The 20,829-nt window shown below is 62.0% G+C and carries 18 protein-coding genes and 1 pseudogene; 12 read left to right on the top strand and 7 right to left on the bottom strand.

All coding sequences use genetic code 11. From position 1 onward, the window contains the following. Positions 1-111 precede the first annotated feature (111 nt). Positions 112-1,362 carry a tyrosine--tRNA ligase gene (tyrS, locus tag AA309_RS19310; RefSeq protein ID WP_047190647.1) on the top strand — a complete coding sequence of 417 codons (1,251 nt, stop codon included), beginning with the start codon at positions 112-114 and terminating at the stop codon, positions 1,360-1,362. 70 nt (positions 1,363-1,432) lie between these two features. On the opposite strand, the gene AA309_RS19305 is transcribed toward tyrS, so the two are convergent. From AA309_RS19305 to AA309_RS19290, 5 genes and pseudogenes are all read right to left on the bottom strand, one after another. Then, entirely contained in the window at positions 1,433-2,947 is a 1,515-nt protein-coding gene (locus AA309_RS19305) for a hypothetical protein (protein ID WP_052954857.1), read from the bottom strand. 102 nt (positions 2,948-3,049) lie between these two features. Then, a complete protein-coding gene (gene glcF, locus AA309_RS19300; RefSeq protein ID WP_047190709.1) occupies positions 3,050-4,405 on the bottom strand; it encodes a glycolate oxidase subunit GlcF in 1,356 nt (451 codons plus the stop codon). A gap of 27 nt (positions 4,406-4,432) precedes the next feature. After that, positions 4,433-4,504 (bottom strand): annotated as a pseudogene (locus AA309_RS37790) (hypothetical protein); the annotation flags it as partial. A 24-nt stretch (positions 4,505-4,528) separates the two neighbouring features. After that, positions 4,529-5,716, bottom strand: coding sequence for an FAD-binding protein (locus AA309_RS19295; protein ID WP_047190646.1), 1,188 nt, complete (start codon positions 5,714-5,716; stop codon positions 4,529-4,531). Beyond that, positions 5,713-7,146, bottom strand: a complete 1,434-nt coding sequence (locus tag AA309_RS19290; RefSeq protein WP_047190645.1) for an FAD-linked oxidase C-terminal domain-containing protein — start codon at positions 7,144-7,146, stop codon at positions 5,713-5,715. The genes AA309_RS19295 and AA309_RS19290 overlap by 4 nt, the downstream gene beginning before the upstream one ends. A 252-nt stretch (positions 7,147-7,398) precedes the next feature. On the opposite strand from AA309_RS19290, the gene AA309_RS19285 reads away from it, so the two are divergent. The 7 genes from AA309_RS19285 to bfr all read left to right on the top strand — a co-directional run bounded on the left by AA309_RS19285 (position 7,399) and on the right by bfr (position 12,282). After that, positions 7,399-7,803, top strand: a complete 405-nt coding sequence (locus AA309_RS19285) for a c-type cytochrome (RefSeq protein WP_047190644.1) — start codon at positions 7,399-7,401, stop codon at positions 7,801-7,803. Then, positions 7,800-8,594 carry a (Fe-S)-binding protein gene (locus AA309_RS19280; RefSeq protein WP_047190643.1) on the top strand — a complete coding sequence of 265 codons (795 nt, stop codon included), beginning with the start codon at positions 7,800-7,802 and terminating at the stop codon, positions 8,592-8,594. Before AA309_RS19285 ends, AA309_RS19280 begins: the two co-directional genes overlap by 4 nt. A gap of 8 nt (positions 8,595-8,602) precedes the next feature. After that, on the top strand, positions 8,603-10,036 hold the full coding sequence (locus AA309_RS19275; RefSeq protein WP_047190642.1) for a LutB/LldF family L-lactate oxidation iron-sulfur protein: 1,434 nt from the start codon (positions 8,603-8,605) through the stop codon (positions 10,034-10,036). Continuing rightward, a complete protein-coding gene (locus AA309_RS19270; protein ID WP_047190641.1) occupies positions 10,033-10,707 on the top strand; it encodes a LutC/YkgG family protein in 675 nt (224 codons plus the stop codon). The genes AA309_RS19275 and AA309_RS19270 overlap by 4 nt, the downstream gene beginning before the upstream one ends. A gap of 60 nt (positions 10,708-10,767) precedes the next feature. Further along, the gene (locus AA309_RS19265; protein ID WP_047190640.1) at positions 10,768-11,337 is read left to right on the top strand and encodes a putative glycolipid-binding domain-containing protein; all 570 of its coding nucleotides are present in this window, start codon (positions 10,768-10,770) and stop codon (positions 11,335-11,337) included. 119 nt (positions 11,338-11,456) lie between these two features. Beyond that, positions 11,457-11,714 carry a (2Fe-2S)-binding protein gene (locus tag AA309_RS19260; protein WP_047190639.1) on the top strand — a complete coding sequence of 86 codons (258 nt, stop codon included), beginning with the start codon at positions 11,457-11,459 and terminating at the stop codon, positions 11,712-11,714. Positions 11,715-11,793: 79 nt separating this feature from the next. Continuing rightward, on the top strand, positions 11,794-12,282 hold the full coding sequence (bfr, locus tag AA309_RS19255; protein ID WP_047190638.1) for a bacterioferritin: 489 nt from the start codon (positions 11,794-11,796) through the stop codon (positions 12,280-12,282). Between the two features lie 170 nt (positions 12,283-12,452). Here the strand turns inward: bfr and AA309_RS19250 are convergent, their stop codons facing one another. Then, positions 12,453-15,176 (bottom strand): bifunctional acetate--CoA ligase family protein/GNAT family N-acetyltransferase, encoded by a 2,724-nt coding sequence (locus tag AA309_RS19250; protein WP_047190637.1) that lies wholly within the window; start codon positions 15,174-15,176, stop codon positions 12,453-12,455. Between the two features lie 106 nt (positions 15,177-15,282). Beyond that, positions 15,283-18,000 (bottom strand): PAS domain-containing sensor histidine kinase, encoded by a 2,718-nt coding sequence (locus tag AA309_RS19245; protein ID WP_052954856.1) that lies wholly within the window; start codon positions 17,998-18,000, stop codon positions 15,283-15,285. 195 nt (positions 18,001-18,195) lie between these two features. On the opposite strand from AA309_RS19245, the gene AA309_RS19240 reads away from it, so the two are divergent. The 4 genes from AA309_RS19240 to AA309_RS19225 all read left to right on the top strand — a co-directional run bounded on the left by AA309_RS19240 (position 18,196) and on the right by AA309_RS19225 (position 20,611). Next, positions 18,196-18,576, top strand: a complete 381-nt coding sequence (locus tag AA309_RS19240; RefSeq protein ID WP_047190636.1) for a phasin — start codon at positions 18,196-18,198, stop codon at positions 18,574-18,576. A gap of 36 nt (positions 18,577-18,612) precedes the next feature. Beyond that, positions 18,613-19,113, top strand: a complete 501-nt coding sequence (locus AA309_RS35905; protein WP_047190635.1) for a phasin family protein — start codon at positions 18,613-18,615, stop codon at positions 19,111-19,113. A gap of 43 nt (positions 19,114-19,156) precedes the next feature. Then, positions 19,157-19,612 carry an NUDIX hydrolase gene (locus AA309_RS19230; protein ID WP_047190634.1) on the top strand — a complete coding sequence of 152 codons (456 nt, stop codon included), beginning with the start codon at positions 19,157-19,159 and terminating at the stop codon, positions 19,610-19,612. A gap of 291 nt (positions 19,613-19,903) precedes the next feature. After that, entirely contained in the window at positions 19,904-20,611 is a 708-nt protein-coding gene (locus AA309_RS19225; RefSeq protein WP_047190633.1) for an outer membrane protein, read from the top strand. Positions 20,612-20,829: the final 218 nt, after the last annotated feature.

Raw genomic sequence — 20,829 nt, 5'->3', positions numbered from 1 at the left:
CGGCTGCGTTTGGTTGCGACCTCACGATCCATGCCGCCGCATTCCGGCGGCGTTTTCATTTCTGGGATCGGTCTCCGGTCTGCGGCTTCCCGAAAAGCCCAGGAGACCCCAATGACACAACCCCATTCACCTTTTCTGAAGACGCTCGCCGAGCGCGGTTTCGTCCATCAGTGCACCGATCTCGCAGCGCTCGATGCGGCGCTTGGCGCGGGACCGATCACGGCCTATGTCGGCTTCGACGCGACGGCGGACAGCCTGCATACCGGGCACCTTCTGCCGATCATGGCCTTACGCTGGCTTCAGAAATCAGGGCACAAGCCGATCATCCTGATCGGCGGAGGAACGACGCAGATCGGGGATCCGAGCTTTCGCGACTCCAGCCGTCCCCTGCTCGACGATGCACAGATCGCGCACAACATCGCCGGACTGAGAAAGGTGTTCTCGCAATATCTCACCTTCGGCGACGGACCGACGGATGCCGTGATGGTGGACAATGCCGACTGGCTCGATCCGCTTCGCTACCTGCCGTTCCTGCGCGATTTCGGCACGCACTTCACCCTCAACCGTATGCTGACCTTCGACAGCGTGCGCCAGCGACTCGAGCGCGAGCAGCCCCTGACGCTTCTCGAATTCAACTACATGGTGCTTCAGGCCTTCGATTTCCTTGAGCTCTCGCGCCGTCATTCCTGCGTGCTGCAGATGGGCGGGTCGGATCAGTGGGGCAACATCGTCAACGGCATCGAGTTGGCGCGGCGGATCGACCAGCGGCAGCTCTTCGGCCTGACGACGCCTCTCCTGACGACATCGTCAGGAACCAAGATGGGCAAGACGGCGGGAGGCGCGGTCTGGCTCAACAACGAGCGCCTGAGCCCCTACGAGTTCTGGCAGTTCTGGCGCAACACGGAGGACGACGATGTTGCGCGTTTCCTTCGCCTCTTCACCGAGCTGCCGCTCGGCGAGATTCAGCGGATGGGCAAACTGCAAGGATCGGATATCAACGAGGCGAAGCGGATTCTCGCAACCGACGTGACGCGCCTGACCCACGGCGAGGGATCTGCACGCGAAGCAGCAGAAACGGCCCATCGCACGTTCACTGAAGGAGCATGGCCTGAAGGACTGCCCAGCATCGAGATTCCTGCTGAGGAACTCGATCTCGGCATTCCTGTGGCCACTCTCCTTCAACGGACCGGCCTCGCCATATCGCGCAGCGAAGGGCGTCGCCTGATCAAGGGCGGTGGAGCCAAGCTGAATGGCGAACCTGTCGATGACGAGAACGCAACGGCAACGAGGGCTAACCTGCGCGACGGCGCCCTCATGCTCACGGCAGGACGTAAACGCCATGCCCTGGTGAAAGCGATCTGATACCAGGGCCTACGGCCCCGGTCGCAACGTCTTGAAAGCAAAAGCCCCGCATCGGCGGGGCTTTTTTGTCTTACTCGGCATCCGTGGATTTCAGCGGATGGACATTCGTTTCGACCTCGTCCTTGTCGAGGAGACCGGCATCGTCCTCCTGCGAGTCGAGGCGGGTTTTTTTCCGAAGCGCGATGTACTTCTTCTGGATCTTGATGCGGCTCTCGCGGGCAATCTCGAGGGCACCCTGCACGAGCGAACGCTCGGCCTTCTCGTTCTGCAGCTCTTCTGTGAGGCGGCGATTGGCAGCCTCCAGCGTGCCGCGCTCCTGCTCGAAACGCTTGGTGAGCTGGTCGATGCGCTCGGTGAGGCTTGCGAGCTTGTTGTCGGAGCTTTCGATCTGGAAGTCCTTGGCCGCGATGGCCTTGTTGAGCATCTCCACGCGCTCCTGCAGCTCGATGCGCGAGCGCTGGAGTTCGTTGACCATCGCCACCTGGCGCTCGACTTCCTGCTGGGTCGCTTCGAGACGGCGGTCGAGGGTATTCTTCTCGATGGTGGTCTCTTTGAGGCTGCGCTCGACTCCGCGAAGCGCCTCGTTCTTGTCGCGCAGCTGGTCGCGGGTGTGCGACAGGATCTTGTCAGTGGCGGCGAGGCGCGAGTTGAGGCCCTCGATCTTCATGTCGAGCGCCGAGAGATCCGTCTGGTGCGAGGAGCGCTCGGAATCGAGCTGCGTCTCGAGGCGCTGACGCAGCACCTGCTCGGCCATGAGCTTGGTCTCGAGCTCGGAGGCGCGCTGGCGGGTGCCCTCGAGCTGGGTTTCCATCTCGCCATAGCGGTTGGTAAGGCTGGAGAGGCGATAGTTCTGCTCCTCCGCCACCTTCTGCAGGCGCTTCACCTCGTGATCAAGAAGGCCGTTGCGCTCACGGATCTCGATGAGTTCGCGCTCGGCACGGGCGACCGTCTGGTCCGCTTCCTGCGCCTCCAGGCGAAGGGCCTGGTTCTCTTCCGTGATGTTGCGAGCCCGCTCGGTCTCGATCGCCAGCTGGTTTTCAAGGTCGGCAGCCATCGCCTCCTTGTCCTTCACATTGAGGCGAAGATCCTCGATGTGGGATTCCTGTTCGCGGGTCCTGGCCTCGGCCTTTCGGAGCTGAGAGACGGTGGCGGACAGATCGTCCGCGGTGCGGGCGTGGAGGGTGCCGAGATCGTGCAGCTCACGGCGGAGCGCCGCCGTGGTCTCGGTCTCCTGCTTGAGCACGGCTTCCGTCTCCAACAGGCGCGACTGGAGCTGGGGATAGCTGCGGATGAGATCGTTCACCGGTTCGCTCAGGAGGGCGAAATCCTCCTTCAGGCTGCGGATCTCCTCCAACCGGTCGATCATGTTGGCGAAGCGAACGCGGATCAGTTCGTTCTTTTGCCCCACCGTGTCGAGTGCACCGTTGGGGCGCACCACGATAGGCTCCTTCTCCTGAGGAATCACGGCCGAGGCGGCAGCCATAGGTGCCGTTGCGTCGGACTGCACAGGCAGGACGCTGACGACCTCCTCACCCGGCTTCTTGCCACCGAAACGGTTTCTGAAAGACGTCCAACCCGGAGACATGGTGCCGCCCCCTTTGCGCCTATTTGTCACACTTTGGGCATCTTTTAACCCAGAGTCAGGTCGGTTGAAAACAAAATTTCGTTGCTTGTTGATGTGACATAGTTACTCGGCGTCAACGCTCACTGGTGCCGAGAGACGGCTCTGAAAGCCTGACTTTGCAAGGGTTTCAGGCATCGGCCCGCCGGTCGCCCAATCCAGAAGCTCGACCGTATGGACGATCGGGATCTCGGTTCCTTTTCCGATCTGGGTCATGCAGCCGATATTGCCGGTGGCGATCAGGTCCGGCTTGGTGCGCTCGATATTGGCCACCTTTCGGGCCCTGAGCTGGGTGGCGATCTCGGGCTGGAGCAGGTTGTAGGTGCCGGCCGAGCCGCAGCAGATATGCCCTTCCGGAACATCCTTCACCGTAAAGCCCGCCCTCTTCAGCAGGGTCTTGGGCTCGGTGCGGATGGCTTGGCCGTGCTGCATGGAGCAGGCAGAGTGGTAGGCTACCACGAGGTCGGTCTCCCGCACCGGCTCCATCAGGTCGAGAGTCAGGACATATTCCGTGACGTCCTTGGCGAGACTTGAGACGCGGGCCGCCTTCTCGGCATAGGCCGGGTCGTCCCGGAACATGAAGCCGTAATCCTTGATCGTCGTGCCGCAGCCGGAGGCGGTGATGATGATGGCATCCAATCCCTCCCCGTCCATCTCGGCGATCCAGGCGTCGATGTTGCGCTTGGCGAATTCATGCCCCTGCTGGTCCCGTCCCATGTGATGGACGAGCGCGCCGCAACAGCCCTCCCCCTTCGGCTGGACGACGTCGACGCCATGCCGATTGAGCAGGCGGATGGCCGCCTCGTTGAAGCCGGGTTTCAGCACCGGCTGGGCGCAGCCGGAGAGAATAGCCACGCGACCACGACGCTCGCCTTCAGCCTTGTAGGTGCCCGGCTGGCCGAAGGGTGAGCGGGGAGGCATTCGGGCCGGCGCGAGCTCGATCATGGCCTGCAGGCGGCTGCCGAGGAGCGGCAATGCGCCGATCAGCCCCTTGAAGGGCTTGGCCAGCAGCGCAGCACCAAGCGCGAGGCGGAAGCGGTTCGGATAGGGCAGGATGCGCGCGAGCAGTCCGCGCAGAAGCCGGTCATGCCCAGGCCGTGTATAGGTCGCCTCGATATAGGCGCGGGCGTGGTCGACGAGATGCATGTAGTGCACGCCCGACGGACAGGTGGTCATGCAGGACAGGCACGACAGGCAGCGGTCGATATGCTTCACCACCTCGGGCGAAGCAGGCTTGCCGCTCTCCAGCATGTCCTTGATGAGATAAATGCGCCCACGCGGTGAATCGAGTTCGTCACCGAGGAGCAGGTAAGTCGGGCAGGTCGCCGTGCAGAAGCCGCAATGGACACAGGTGCGGAGAATTTTCTCCGACGAAGCCATTGCTGGATCTTTGAGCTGATCAGGCGTGAAATTCGTTTGCATCGTTTTATCTCGGATCGCCGATTGCCACTGGTTGATGGCATCAATCGGATGGATCAGCATGATGATATTGAGGGCGGGATTGTCGTGGATCCAGTACCCGACAACAGCCTCTTCACGGCCATCTCAGACACCCGCATACATCCGGCCCGGATTGAGAATTCCGGACGGATCGAAGGAAGCCTTGATGCCTTTCGTCAGCGTCATCAGCGTCTCGTTCTGCGGCTCGAACACGTCGATGGCCGAGCGGGTTTCGGCCGGCGCGCGAACAAGCGTGGCATGACCGCCGAGTTCCTGAGTGGCTTCCCGCAGAACGGAAGAGCCTGCGCCACCGCTCAGCGGAGTCGAAATCCAGATGAGGCCGCCACCCCAGTCATAGAACCACTGCGCTTCGATCGATTGCGCGATCCGCTTCGTGAACTCGGGCCCCTTGGTCGGCGCCGTCGAGACACGCCAGATCGCGCGATCTGCGCCATTGGTGAGCACTGTCGCGTCGCGCACGGATTGCCACACGGCTTCCGCCCCCCTACCCTCCAGGACATCGGTGGATCCGCCGAAGCGCTTGAGCAGGCGGCGCAGCTCGCCGAGCCGGTAATCGACAGAGACCGAGAATCCTTCGAGCCGGATCAGCGTGCTCGCGCCCGGCCTGTCACGCCCCGGAATGTGGGCGGCACCCGTCACGTCGTAAGGCGAACCGAGCGCCTGCGAGAGTGCCTCGACGGCTTGAGCATCCTTGAGGCCGCGCAGCACGAGCGTCGTCATGCGCTCCTGTTTGGGAAGCACCTTGAAGGTCACTTCGGTGAGGAAGCCGAGCGTGCCCCAGGAGCCGGCCATCAGCTTCACAAGGTCGAGGCCCGTGACGTTCTTCATCACGCGTCCGCCGGACTTCACCACGTCGCCGCGTCCATTGACGAAGCGCACACCGATCAGGCTGTCACGCGCGGCACCCGCCATGATGCGACGCGGGCCGGAGAGGTTCATGGCCGCCACCGCGCCGATGGTGGGCTCCGCCTTCGTGCCGAGCAGCGGGCGATAATCCATCGGTTCGAAGGGCAGCTCCTGCCCCTTCCCGGCCAACGTGCGCACGACCTCGGACACGGGCGTCCCGCTGTGCGCGGAGATCACCATTTCCGCAGGCTCGTAGAGCGTAATGCCCGTCAGCGCGGAGGAAGAAATCGAGGCGTCCGTCTGGTTGGGGCGCCCCATCTCGGCCTTGGTGCTCTGGCCGGAAAGGCTGAGCAGGATGCCTTTTTCGGAAGCGTCACGGATGATCGCAGAGGTTTCCTGCTCGTCGCGGGGAAAATGATTGGTCACGCCGCGAGCCTTCCTTCAAGGGGAAACACTTTAGCCGGGTTGAGCAGCCAGCGCGGATCGAACACGCCGCGCACGCGCATCTGCTGCGCGAGATCGGTTTCGCTGAACTGGTATGTCATCAGATCGCGTTTCTCGATGCCGACGCCGTGCTCGCCGGTGAGGCAGCCGCCGACTTCCACGCAGAGCTTGAGAATGTCCTCGCCAGCCTTTTCTGCCTTCTCCATCTCGCCGGGTACGTTCGTGTTGAACATGACGAGCGGATGCAGGTTGCCGTCGCCTGCATGGAACACGTTGGCGACGGCGAGGCCGTAGGATTTTACGATCTCGTCGATGCGCTTGAGCACGTAAGGCAACTGACCCGTGGGAATCGTGCCGTCCATGCAGATGTAATCCGCCACACGTCCCGTGGCGCCGAAGGCCGACTTGCGGCCCTTCCAGATCGCGGCGCTTTCAGCCTCCGATTGCGAGACCTTCATCGTCTTCGGCTTGAAGGGTTCAGCAATCGCCACGATGCGTCTGAGCATGTCGTCGATCTCCTGATCCGAGCCTTCGACCTCCACGATCAGCATGGCCTCCACTTCGAGCGGGTAACCTGCATGGGCGAAAGCCTCGCAGATCTGGATCGCAGGCTTGTCCATGTATTCGAGCGCGACCGGAATGATGCCGGCCCCGATGATCGCCGCAACGCAGGCGCCTGCATCCTCCACCTTCTCGAAGCCGAAGAGCGCAGGTCGCGCGCCTTCCGCCGAACGAAGGATGCGCACGACTGCTTCAGTGACGACGCTGAGCTGGCCTTCCGAGCCGCAGATGAGGCCGAGCAGATCATAGCCGGGGCTGTCGAGATGCTCGCCGCCGATCTCCACCACCGTGCCGTCGAGCAGCACCATGGTGACGCCAAGCAGGTTGTTGGTGGTCACGCCATATTTCAGGCAATGCGCGCCGCCGGAATTCATGGCGATGTTGCCGGCGATCGTGCAGGCGAGCTGGCTCGACGGGTCGGGGGCGTAGAAGAATCCCTCATAGGCCACGGCCTGGCTGATCCCGAGATTGGTGATACCGGACTGCACCCGGGCCGTGCGGCCCTCGAAATTGACATCCAGCACCCGGTTCATCTTGGCGACGCCGAGCACGATGGCATCCTCTTGCGGAATTGCCCCGCCGCAGAGCGAGGTTCCGGCCCCGCGAGGCACCACCTTCACCCCGTGCTCATGGCAGAATCGCATGATGGCGGAGACCTCCTCCGTCGATGACGGCAGCACCACGGCCAGCGGCATCTGGCGATAGGCGGTCAGGCCGTCGGTCTCGAAGGCCCGGCGCTCATCCTCGGACACGATCAGGGCCTCGGAGGCCACGAGCCGGCTCAAGCCCTCGATGATGTCCTTGCGACGGGCCAGAATGGCCTCATCCGGCTTGGGGAATGCGATCGTCATGACACCCTCCCTGGGCGTTTTCCGGCTGCTTCCACGGCATGGCTGCCCTTCCCCACAAGGTAGCTGGCCTTGAGGGAATTTTCCAATAATGTAGAGCCTCTCTCTAGCGCATCGTGCGGAAAAGTGGACCCGGTTTTCCGCGCCAGACGATGCGCCGATAAACAAGGGGGCATCGGATGGGTCCCAAAAGTGCGTCCCACTTTTGGGTTCGATGCTCTAGGGTGGGACATTCGTCCAGATAAGGAGTTTTTGATGCGTTCCTTGGTTCTCTCTGCCTCCCTGCTGCTCGCCGGGTTCGCTCAGGCCCAGTTCGACCAAGCTCAAGCCCAGGATGCCGCTGCCGGTGAAAAGGTGTTCGCTCAATGCCGCGCCTGCCATCAGGTCGGTCCGACTGCGAAAAACGCCGTGGGTCCCGTGCTGAACGGCCTCTTCGGCCGTCATTCGGGTTCGGTCGAAGGCTACAACTACTCCCCCGCCAACAAGAATTCCGGGATCACCTGGGACGAGGCGACGTTCCGCGACTACATCAAGGACCCGAAGGCCAAGATTCCTGGCACGAAGATGATCTATGCCGGCCTCAAGGACGAGCAGAGAGTCAACGATCTCGTCGCCTACCTGAAGCAGTTCGACGCTCAGGGCCAGAAGGTCACCCAATGAGCGATCTGACCATGAGCCGACCCGAGAAGCCTCGGGTCGGCCTTTTCGTGACCTGCCTCGTCGACCTGATGCGCCCCTCCGTGGGCTTTGCGGCCGTGAAACTCCTGGAAGATGCGGGCTGCATTGTCGAAGCCCCTGTCCAGACCTGCTGCGGCCAGCCCGCCTACAATTCGGGCGACCGTGGAACCACGCGCGACCTTGCACAGCGAATGATCGAAACCTTTCAAGGCTTCGACTATGTGGTGGCTCCCTCGGGCTCCTGCGCCGGCATGATCAAGAAACATTATCCGGAGCTTTTCGAAGAGGATCCGAACTGGCGTGCGAAGGCAGATGCCCTGGCGGTCAAGACCTACGAGCTCACGAGCTTCCTGGTGGACGTGCTCGGCGTCACTCAGGTCGATGCCTCCTTCGAAGGTGCCGTGACCTATCACGATTCCTGCTCCGGCCTCCGAGAACTCGGCGTGAAGAGTCAGCCGCGCAAGCTCCTGGCGAGCGTGAAGGGCCTCACCCTCGTCGAGATGAACGACAGCGACGTGTGCTGCGGCTTCGGAGGAACCTTCGCGGTGAAATACAGCGACATCTCGGGCGCCATCGTCGATGCCAAGGTCAAGAACATCGAGGCCTCGCACGCGCCGACCCTGCTCGCGGGCGATCTCGGCTGCCTCATGAACATGGCAGGCAAGCTCAGTCGCGATGGCAAGCCCATCGAGGTGCGTCACGTGGCCGAGATTCTGGCCAGCATGACGGACGAACCGGCCATTGGCCTCGCCAAGGACGCGTTGCGCAAGTAAAATCAGCCATGACCGTTCACACCACCTCTCCCCAGTTCAAGCAGAACGCCGCCCGCGCGCTTCACGACCCTCAGCTGCAGAAAGCGCTGAACAACGTGAAGCAGGGTTTTATCGACAAGCGCCGGGCAGCCGCCGACAAGCTGCCGGAGTTCGAGGCGCTGCGGGATTCGGCACGCGACATCAAGAACCACACGCTCGAGCATCTCGACCTTTATCTCGAGGCTTACGAGGAGAAGGTGAAGGCGTCGGGCGGCCATGTGCATTTCGCCCGCAACGCGGATGAAGCGCGCGAGATCATCCTGAAGATCTGCCGTGACGCCGGCGCGAAGACGGTGACCAAGGGCAAATCCATGATCTCCGAGGAAATCGGGATCAATCACCACCTCGAGGCCAACGGCATTCGCCCCGTCGAGACGGATCTGGGCGAATACATCATCCAGCTCCGCAACGAGATGCCGAGCCACATCATCGCGCCCGCGGTGCATCTCAACGCAAGCCAAGTCGAGCAGGATTTTCGGCGCGTGCACACGCATCTCGATGCCAAGCGCGATCTGTCGGAACCCGTGCAGCTGCTGAGCGAAGCGCGCGCGGTCTTACGCGAGCGCTTCCTTGCGGCGGATGTCGGCATTACCGGCGCGAACTTTCTGGTGGCGGAGACAGGCACGTCGATCATCGTCACCAACGAAGGCAATGGCGACCTGACGCAGATCCTGCCCAGGACGCATATCGTGCTCGCTTCCATCGAGAAGCTGGTGCCGACGCTCGAAGACGTGAGCCAGCTGCTGCGCGTTCTCGCCCGCTCGGCCACGGGCCAGGAGATGTCGGTCTACACCACCTTCTCGACCGGTCCTCGCCGCTCCGGCGATGCGGACGGCCCTGAGAATTATCACGTCGTGCTCATCGACAACGGGCGCTCGGCCATGCTCGGCACGAGCTTCGAGGAGATGCTGCGCTGCATTCGCTGCGGCGCCTGCATGAACCATTGCCCGGTCTATCACGCAGTGGGTGGTCATGCTTACGGCTGGGTCTATCCTGGCCCGATGGGCGCGGTTCTGACTCCCTCGCTGATTGGTGTCGACAAGGCGGGGCACCTGCCCAACGCCTCCACCTTCTGCGGACGTTGCGAGAGCGTGTGCCCCGTGCGCATTCCTCTCCCTAAGCTCATGCGTCATTGGCGCGAGCGGGAATTCGAGCGGCATCTCACGCCTGCCTCCGTGCGTTCGGGCCTGGGACTCTGGGGCTTCGTCGCCAAACGCCCTGCCCTCTATCGGCTCGCCACCCGCGCCGCGATGGCGACACTTGGTTTCGCAGGACGCCAGCGGGGCCGCTTCTCCTGGTTGCCACTTGCCAAGGGCTGGACGAAGTATCGCGACTTCCCTGCTCCTCAAGGAGAAACGTTCCAGGCGCGCTGGAAGCGCGAGCGCAACGGGAGAGCAGCATGACCAGCGCCCGCGACGACATTTTCGCCAATATCCGCCGTTCTCTCGGCGTGAAAGGCAACGAGACCATCCGCAACCAGATCGTTCAGGATCGGCTGGAGCGCGCACCTCGCGGCGTCATCCCCGCTCGCGGGCAAGTCTCCGGCGAAGAGCGCATCGCCCTCTTCAAGACGATGGCCGAAGCCTCTCTTGCGACGGTGACCGAAGTGGCTTCCGCTATGGAAGTTCCGCAATCCATCGCGCTCTTCCTGCGCAATCACAACCTTCCAGCCAGCCTCCGCATGGGCGATGACCCGCGCCTGAAGGTGATGCCCTGGAGCGAGACGACGCTGGAGGTCTCGCACGGTCCGAGCGAGGGCCGCGATCTCAACGCCGTCAGCCATGCCTTCGGCGCCGTGGCGGAGACCGGCACGCTCGCCATGATCTCGGGTCCGGAGAACCCCTCCACCCTCAACTTCCTGCCCGACAACCACATCATCGTGGTCTCGGCCAAGGATATCGCCAGTGATTACGAATCGGTCTGGAACCGCGTGCGCTTCGCCTATGGCAAGGGCTCCATGCCGCGCACGGTGAACTGGATCACGGGCCCTTCCCGCTCCGGCGATATCGAGCAGACCCTGCTCCTCGGCGCTCACGGCCCCCGGCGGCTGCACGTGATTGTGGTGCGGGAGTAAGACGGACTCGAAAAGTCTGCGCAGAGGCATATTCTTGTCCTGCGCAGCTCGGAGGTCCCGATGCCCACTCGCCCGCTGATTTTTCGCTCCCTCCGCTGGTCGGCCTGGGACGGCTGCGAAGAAGGCCTGGAGCATGTCGATGTGCGCCCGGCCGATGGCGGCCTGACCATTTCTGGCGTGGTGATCGGCCGGGAGGATGGAACAAGGTTCGGCCTGCATTACCGCCTGAAGGTGGACTCCTCCTGGCGCACCAGAGCGGTCCATCTTCGGACGACATCCGGGCATGTTCTCGATCTGGAGAGCAACGGGCAAGGCAGCTGGATCGAGGACGGGAAGCCCAAGCCCGAGCTTCAGGGCTGCATCGACGTCGATATTCAGGCAACGCCCCTGACCAACACTCTGCCGATCCGCCGTCTGGAATGGGAGGCTGGACGAGCCGTCGATATTCGCCTCTGCTACATCGCCATTCCTGATCTCACCGTCTCTGCTCGCGATCAGCGCTACACAGCCCTCAATCCGGGGACCCTTTACCGCTTCGAGAGCCTGGAAAGCAGCTTCACGGCCGATCTATCGGTCGATGAGGAGGGATTCGTACGGGATTATCCTGGCTTGTTCCGGCGCCTGGACTGACGGTTTTTCCAGCCTGCGTGACAACTCCGCGCGCCCTCAAGCACTGGCGCTCGCCTGATATTTCCGCTAAGTGTCTGAAATCAAACGTAGTTTTTAACAATTCTAAACTAGAAAAACAAATGATCGTCTGCTCCTGCAATGTCCTCTCCGACGGCGATGTGAAAGCCTGCATGAAGCCTGGGCCGGATTGCCCGCGTTCGCCCGCGCAGGTCTATCGCTGTCTTGGCTGCAGCCCCAATTGCGGCCGCTGTGCTCGAACCATCCGGGACATCATGGACAAGGCGCTGGCCGAGGCAGGCGTGGCGCCGGTCGCCGTCTGCCAGAAGGGCTGCTGCCCCGCCTCCCTCGAAAAAGTGGCCGCCGAGCCGCATCTTTGAACAAAGAGGGTTTCACCCTAGTTCATAAATCCTCTAAAGATGGGCCGACGTTTTGTCGCCGTTTGGATGTGAGGGTAGGATGAAGGGTGATCCGAAGGTTATCGAGTATCTCAATCGCGGCCTGCGCAGCGAGCTGACGGCGGTCAACCAGTACTGGCTGCATTACCGGCTCCTGGACAATTGGGGCTACAAGGATCTCGCCAAGACCTGGCGCAAGGAATCCATCGAGGAGATGCACCACGCGGATCGCTTCATCGAGCGCATCCTCTTCCTCGAAGGCTTCGCCAACCTGCAGGTGCTCGATCCCCTGCGCATCGGCCAGAATATCCAGGAGGTTCTCGAGTCGGACCTCGCCGCCGAATACGACGCCCGTAACCTCTACGGGGAGGCAGCCGCCTATTGTGACAGCATCGGCGACCGCGTGTCCAAGAACCTCTTCGAGGAGCTGATGGCCGACGAGGAAGGCCATATCGACTTCCTCGAAACTCAGCTCACCCTCATCGAGCAGATCGGCGTCGAGCTTTATGCGCAGAAGCATATCGGCGGGCTCGAGGCCCACGAGCACTAAGAAATTCTCAATCTGATGAATGCAGCGGCCCGCCGATTGGCGGGCCGTCTTGTATCTAGCGCATCGTGCGGAAAAGTGGCCCCGGTTTTCCGCGCATGACGATGCGCTGCTCTATGAAGGGAGCATCGGATCAATCCCAAAAGTGCAAATCCACTTTTGGGTCCGATGCTCTAGGCCGTCTCCGCCAGCTTGCCGGGCTCATCAATGGCTGCAATTGGCAGCTTCACGATGCGCAGCTCCGGATCGTCGGGATCGATCTTGATCGAGAAGCCGAGGTTTCGGCACATGTCGAGCATCGTCGAGTTCTCGCGCAGCACCTGACCTTCGACTTCATGGAGACCCTCCACCTTCGCCCATTCGATCATGAGGCGCATCAGCGTCCAGCCCAGACCGAGGCCCTTGAGATCGGAGCGAAGGAGAATGCCGTACTCGCCCGTCTCGTGGTTGGCATCCGCATGGACACGGACCGCACCCATCATTCCACCTGTCTCTTCGTCAAACGCAACGAAGGCGATGGCGCGGGCATAATCGAGCTGCGTCAGGCGCGCGAGGAAAGTGTGGCTGAAATCGCGGACAGGTGCGAAGAAGCGAAGACGGAGGTCTTCCGGGGTGATCTTCTCGAAGAAGCGCTTGAACTCCTCCTCATCCTCCGGCCTGACGGGACGCACGAAGGCCTTGCGCCCGTTGCGAAGCGTGATCGTGCGCTCCCACTCCTTCGGATAAGGCCGCACGGCAAAGCGCGGATGCCCACTCCCCTTTCGCACTTCAGGTGCGACGAGCACGCGTGCATCGACAGCGATGACGCCGGTGTGATCCGCGAGAAGCGGATTGATGTCGAGTTCGCGGATCTCCGGTACGTCGGCGGCAAGCTGCGCGAGCTTCACGAGGGTCAGCGCAATCGCCCACTCGTCCGCAGCCGGCACATCGCGATAGGCCTTGAGACGGCGTGACACGCGAGTGCGTGCAATGAGATCGTTGGCGAGTTTCAGATCGAGCGGCGGCAAGGCGAGCGCCCTGTCGTTGATGACCTCGACTGCCGTTCCGCCACGGCCGAACACGACAACTGGACCGAACGATGGATCGTCCGCAAGGCCTGCAATCAGCTCGCGCGCCTTCACACGGCGCACCATGGGCTGAACCGTGACGCCCGTGATGGAGGCATCCGGCCTCAGGCGCGCGGCACGCTCGAAGATATCGGCCGTGGCCTTGCGCACCGCTTCTTCCGTCGTGAGATCGAGCTTCACACCACCGATATCGGATTTGTGCACGATATCAGACGAAAGGATCTTCACCGCCACCGTTCCGCCTTCGGCAAGAATGGGCTGCGCAGCCCTGGCTGCCTCATCGGGTGTCTTGGCCAAAGTCACGGGAGCGGTGGGAATGTCATAGGCCTTCAGCAGTGCATTGACTTCGAGTGGGTTGAGCCAGTGGCGGTTCTGCGCCAGCACCCCTGCAACAATCGCGCGAGCCATTTCCGGATCGGGCGAGAAATCATGCGGGAGATTGTCGGGTGTTTCCATCAACTCTGTCTGCGCTTCGCGATAGCGCACGAGTTGGAGGAAACCACGCACCGCGTCGGCCTCGGTGGCGAAATGCGGAATGCGCGCTTCTTCGAACACGCGCGCGGAATCCGGATCCTCACCGATCCAGGCCGCGAAGACCGGCTTCTGCTGATAGCCCCTGGCGCGATGACGCTTGATGACCTCGGTGACGGCCGCCGCGACATCGGCAGCACCGGCCACGGCCGTCGGGACGTTGAGAATGAGAACGGCGTCGTTCTCCGGATCGGCGAGCAGTGCCTCGAGAGCGCCTGCGTAGCGCGCCGGATCCGCATCACCGATGATGTCCACCGGATTGGACTGTGACCAGGTCGGCGGGAGAAAGGCGTTCAGCTTCTCAAGCGTCTCCGGCGAGAGACTGGCAAGCGTTCCGCCCATGTCGATGAGCCGGTCGGTCGCCAGAACACCGACGCCGCCGCCATTGGTGAGCAGCGCAAGTCGCTTTCCCGGGAAAGGCTTCTGTCGCCCAAGGGTTTCGGCCGCCGAGAACAGCTGATCGAGATCGAGGACGCGCAGCAAACCTGCGCGACGGAACGCGGCGTCATAGACTGCGTCGGAACCCGCCAATGCACCCGTATGCGTCGCGGCCGCTCTCGCGCCTTGCGCATGTCGCCCGGCCTTGATTACGACCACGGGCTTGATGCGTGCCGCAGCACGCGCCGCAGACATGAACTTCTTGGCGTTGTCGACGGACTCGATGTAGAGCAGGATCGCGCGCGTGCCCGCGTCAGCCGAGAAGAAATCAAGGCAGTCGCTGAAATCGACATCCATCTTGTCGCCGAGGGATACGACGGCGGAAAAACCGACCTGCCGTTGCGCTGCCCATTCCACGAGGCCGACCGCAACCGCACCCGATTGGGAGATGAGCGCGAGGTCTCCGGGCTTGGCGTCATGGGCCGCAAAGCTCGCGTTCATGCGGGCACGCGGAGAGAGAACGCCGATGCAGTTCGGTCCGACGATACGCAGACCGTAGCGACGTGCGGCGAGCCTCACCTGCCCGGACATGGAATCTGCACCATAGCCGAGGCCGGCAGTGGCGATGATAGCGGCGGCCGCACCTCTTTTGCCAGCATCCTCGACCACATCCAGCACGTTGCGGGGCGGCACGGCGATGACGACGAGATCCGGCGTCTCGGGAAGCCTAGCGATCGAGGCGAAGCACGGTCGATCCTCGATCTGTTTGTGATGCGGATTGACTGGATATAGCGCTCCCGTGAACCCTCCCTGGATCAGGTTTTTGAGGAAAGTCAGCCCCAGCGAGCCCGGGCGCGGGCTGGCACCTACGACCGCAATGGACCGGGGTGAGAACAACGTGTCGAGGCGATAGGTGGACATGAGCGATCCTTCGTCTCGGGAAGGTCTTGGAGCAGTTTCCCAAAGCTAACGCGTAACGCTCAGGGGTCAAATGTCCTGGATCAAACAATCTCTCGCGGAGGAGCGGCTACTCCGCCAGCACCCGGGTCGGCGGGAAGATCACCTCCACGAGCGTGCCCTCGTTGGGATGGCTCGAGATCTGCAGAGCGCCACGATTGGCCTCCACGAGCGCCTTGGTGAGGGGGAGCCCCAAACCCGTACCGCCGGGCTTTCGAGAGGTCGCAATCTGACGGAACGGCTCGAGAGCCGCCTCGACCTCCTCCTCCGTCATGCCGATACCGGTATCCCGCACCCGGAACGCCACCTCGCCCCGATCCGTCCTCGCGGTCGAGACGATCACCTGGCCGCCGGCCTCAGTGAACTTGATGGCGTTGGAGACGAGATTGAGCACGATCTGGCGCACGGAGCGCTCATCGGCCACGACCGGCGGCAGCTTCGGTGCGAAGCTCGTGCGCATGACGATGCGGTCGCGCATGGCCTGCGGCTGAAGCAGGGTGACGCAGGACGAAACGAGATCGTTGAGATTGACGCCGGTGAATGACAACTCGAGGCGCCCTGCTTCGATCTTCGCCAGATCGAGCAGATCGTTCACGAGGCTGATCACATGCGAGCCGGAGGCGTGAACGTCGCGCAGATACTCCTTGTAGCGGGCGTTCCCGATGGGGCCGAAGCGTTCCTCCAGCATCACCTCGGCAAAGCCGATGATGGCGTTGAGCGGCGTGCGGATCTCATGGCTGATCTTGGCGAGAAGATCGGATTTCTGCGCGCTTGCCTCTTCCGCTGCGCGCTTGGCGCCGACAAGTTCGCCTTCCGCCTTCTTGAACGTCGTCATGTCGCGCAGCACGGCACAGAACTTGCGGCGCTCGCCCTCGCCCACATGTCCGATGGTCATGAAGAGCGGAATGGTGCCGCCCTGCCGCTCGCGTCCCAGAACCTCGCGACCATCGTTGAGCAGGCTCGCCACGCCCGGCGAACGAAGGCTCTCGAGATAATCGAGGGCTGCCTTATGACTTTCGGGAGCGAACAGAATCGTGATGAGACTGCCCATCACCTCGCGCTGGTGATAGCCGAACAGCGCCTCGGCCGAACGATTGAGCGAAAGAATGCGGCCTGTCTCATCGAACAGGATCACGCCATCGGTCGCCGTATCGAGGATCGCCTCGAGCTCCTGCACACGGCTGTCCTGAGGGCGCAGTGCGCGGTCCTGAGCGAAGGACTTGCGGATGAGCATCAGCTCAGCCTGCTCGCCATCCCATTCCACCTCCGATGCACGCACGCTCACGGTGATGTTTTCGCCATGACGGGTCGTAAGCGCGAGCCCTGCATCTTCCTCCGCGAAGGAATTCAGGGCCGGAGAACCACGGAAGAGCTGCATGATGCCGCCGTCAGCCGTCACCTGCTTGGCATCTTCATAGCCTGTCAGATCGAGAAGGAAGCGATTGGCAAAGAGAATGTGTTCACCGCGATGGATGAGAATGCCGACGGGAAGACGATCAAGGATGCGATCGCCATTGTCAGAAACAGCAGGTGCTGCCTGCGCTTCCTCGGCGGATGCTTCAATCTCGTCGGACCCTTCTTCCTGCGATGCTGTTTCGTCAGGAGCAGATGCCGCTCGTGAACTTCTCTCTTCCAGGCGCGCACCCAAGGCACGAGCAATTTCGCGGAAGGCATTGCGTTCCGCAGAGGACAGGCTCGATGTGGAAGCGGGGCGCGCCTTCTGGTCGGCTTCTTCCGACCGAGCCGCGACGTCCGTTTCCGCGGGCTTCTCGGCAGGCTTCGTGCTGGCGAGCGCTTCCGCCACCTTATTGCGCAAGTCGGCGAACCAGTTCTCGTCTTCTTGAGGTGGGGCGGAGATGTCCTCTTCTTCCTCGACCTGCGCTTCCTCCGGCGGAGCGAAAGGAAGGGCTGCGTCCGTCAGGAAGGCATCGGTATCGGCTGCCGGAAGCTCCGAAGCCTCCCGCTCGCGCATCTCGTCCATGCGCAGCAGACCGAAGCCACGGAACCCGATGAGCTCACGCCCGGCTCCGAAAACCGGCATTCCCGCCCAGTCGACCGGCACCTGCTTGGCCTGTTCTTCCAGCGACCAGAAGACGGTTCGCCCGCTCCAGGTCTCGCCACGCGCGAAGAAGCCTGCGATTTCCCCTTCGGGATCGGTGACCACCCTGTGGGTCAGTTCATCCCAGGTGCGTCCCACAATATCTCCTGCCCGCGTCCCGACGGCCTTGGCCAGGGTCGGTGATACCTGTGTGAACCGCGCCTGGGCATCAGTCTGCCAGACGAAGCGGATGGAGCCGTGCGGCTTGTTCTGAGGGGCCGGGACTTCTTCGGAAGGAGGACTGAAGATCTCGGAAGCGGGCGGATTGTCGGCCTTGGAGATCGAAGAGGCGCTCGAGCGTTCGAAGCCTTGAGGGACCGGCCCCAGAAGCGCCGTCACCAGGACCTCCTCCCCGCTCTCCAGAACCGCCAAGCAGCAAGCACAGGGAACGGGTTGCCAGGGGCGGATCGGATTGAGGCGCAGTCGTTCAAGGCGCGCCCTCTCGCGGGGAGCGGCCCCTGCGGCCAGAGCCTTCAGGCGCTCGCGGGCGCGAAGATCCGACACCAGGCGGCCCGTCTTGTCGGTGAAAGCCTCACCCAGCCCCTCCGCTGCCGGAGATGTCCAGAGCAGCCTCTCGACCGACCGGTCCCAGACGAGCACAGGCGCCCCGGGCCTCGCCATGAGTCCTAGATCCGGCTCGGCGGCAAGGCGCGCGATCAGCGCTTCATACTGGTTGAGAGCCCCGTTCATACGGCCTCGATCTAGTCAACCTCGGAGTTATCTTATTGAAGAGGTTTTAGACGAATGTTGGCAAGGAGGCAGCAGGCTTGAGCCCTTGAATCCTTTTACTTTGAGGTAACCTTAATTGTTCAGGTCCAAAGGCAGTTGATTTCGCACCGCACAATGTGATATTGCACTGCACAAATGCCGCAAGAGGAGCGACCCATGGCAACGAACCCGAACCAGCCCTACGAAATTCCGGCTGAAATGCGCGATTTCGCCGAAAAGAGCGTCGAGCAGGCCCGCAAGGCCATCGATGGCTTCATGAGCGCCGCCCAGAAGACCGTCGACACCTTCGAGGGCTCGGCGAACACGGTCCAGGCCAGCGCCAAGGACGCCACCCGCAAGACCTTCTCCTATGCCGAGCAGAACCTAGCGGCGGCTTTCGATCTCGCCCAGCGCATGGTGCGCGCCAAGGACATGCAGGAAGCCATGCAGATCCAGGCCGAGTTCGTCCGCACGCAGTTCGAAGCCATGCAGACCCAGATGAAGGAATTCGGCTCGATCGCCCAGTCTGCTATGAAGCAGCCCGGCTCGAAGAAGTAAGCTCCTTCTCTCAGAAATCGTCGCGAGGACGTCACGATGACGGAAACCAAGAAGACCAAGACCCGCAGCGCCAAGAGCGCTCCGAAGGCTGATCTCGTCGAGATGGCGGCAGCACCTGTCGCTGAAGCGACGGAGACCGTACAGGCTGCAGAACCTGCGCCTGCCCCCAAGCCCTCCGTCTCCGCCAAGGCAAAGCCCCAGGAGAGCGAGCCTTTCGTCTTCGCCTTCCGGGATCAGGGCGAGGCACTCCGCCAAGCCATGCGCGAGGCGGTTGCCGTTTCCGCCAAGGGCGCCCTCGAGGTGAACGACAAGATCATCCAGGCTCTGCAGACTCAAGGGCATGCAGCCCTCGATCTGTGGCGCACGGCGATCGACAATTCCCGTCAGCCTGGTGGCTTCAATGCCCAGACCGGTGCGGCGCGCGAGGCTTTCGAGACCGCCTCCGCGCAGTGGAAGGACGTTGCCGAGACCACGGCACGCTGGATGACAAAAAGCGTGGAGCCGCTCCAGTCGGCTCTGCTGCGGCACCATCGCTGATCGCCTGCTATCGGAAATCAGCCTCATGCGATAAGGCTTGGCCATGACTGGCCAGGCCTTTTTTCATTCGCCCTCCCCTGTTCCCGCCGTGATCGCCGTCGTCATTCACGAGGGTCAGGCCCTTCTGGTGCGAAGGGCCAACCCGCCGGATGCAGGCCTCTGGGGCTTTCCCGGCGGTAAGATCGAATTCGGCGAGACAGTCGCGGAGGCCGCTAACCGAGAGCTTCTGGAAGAGACCGGCATCGAGGGCGAGGCGCAGGGCGTCATTACAACGCTCGATATCCTCGTGCCGTCCTCCGACGGCACCATTCGCCAGCATTACATCCTGATCGCAGTCCGCTGCCGTTGGATCTCCGGCGACGCTATCGCCGGAGACGACGCGCTTGAGGCAGGCTGGTTTCCCATTGCCGATCTCGATCCGAAGACGCTGCCCATGAGCGCGGATGTCGATGTGATTGCCCGGCAGGCCGACGCCATGGACAAGGCGGACAGCGCCTGATCTGCTCTGCCAGCCAAGAAAAAGCCCCGCCTTTCGGCAGGGCAGAAGTTTTGTTTGTCTCTAAACTTTGAGCCAGAGGCTCGAATTCAGCAACGCATTTACTCACGAAATATTCACTATAGCAATTACCCGGACCGCTCATGGTTTATGGAAAGTAAACATTCATCAAACGTCAAGCATGTCGGCAGCGAAATAAGCAATCATATTGCAGTATTACCCCTTCCGAGCCTATGACACCCGGGACAGGCAATTAATGCCTACCTTGTTTCGACGTAACAACGGATTTCAGTGATGCGTATCTCTCCTTTCGCTCTGCTTGCTGCTACCGCAGCTCTCGCCATTGCCGCTTCGGGCGCGCAGGCAGCCGACCTCCCGTCGCGCTATTCTCCGGCCGCCGCCTACAATGCCATCCCGACCTTCACTTGGAGCGGCTTCTATGCAGGCGTGAATCTCGGCTACGGCCGGAGCACCGGCGCCAGCCAATATTATGATCCCGCTTTCAATGTCACCGGCGGTGGCCGCAAGAGTGGCTTCATTGGCGGCCTCCAAGGTGGCTACAACTACCAGTTCGGCATGTTCGTGGTCGGCGCCGAGACAGATCTCCAATATGCCGCTGTCGGCGATAAGGGTGCGACCTACCGCGGCACCTCTTATCCGGGCGACTCCGACGGCTACTTCGGCACGGTCCGCGCTCGCGCAGGTCTGGCCTTCGATCGGGCTCTTGTGTTCGGAACCCTCGGCTTCGCCTACGGTGAAATTGGCGGCAACAAGGCTCTGGATGGAGCGCTTGGCTACCGCCGCGACAATGACATGAGTGGCGGCTGGACCATGGGTGGCGGCCTCGAATATGCCGTCACCGACAACTTCACGGCAAAAGTCGAAGGCCTCTACGTTAACCTCGACACCAGCGACAGCTATGCCCTGGCCAACCGCGTCAACATCCGCCGCGACACGGAATTCGGCGTGCTCCGCGCTGGCCTGAACTACAAGTTCAACTAAGCTCCAGCGCTACTCGCAATCATGAAAGCCTGGTGTGATCACCGGGCTTTTTCGCTGTATGGATTAGATCTGATACCCGAAACGACGAAATTTTTTAAACGTTATTATATAAAAATTTTTACCGTGCCCGCGGCATTTTTTGAGGGTTGCTTTATACCTTAAGGTAACGCAATACTTGAGCATTATTCTGATAATACGTTATTCCCCCTGCGGGCTCG

This window comes from Microvirga vignae (assembly GCF_001017175.1).
Taxonomy (GTDB): Bacteria; Pseudomonadota; Alphaproteobacteria; order Rhizobiales; family Beijerinckiaceae; genus Microvirga; species Microvirga vignae.
Note: the sequence above shows the minus strand (reverse complement) of the source record. Positions and strands in the feature narration are given on the sequence as shown.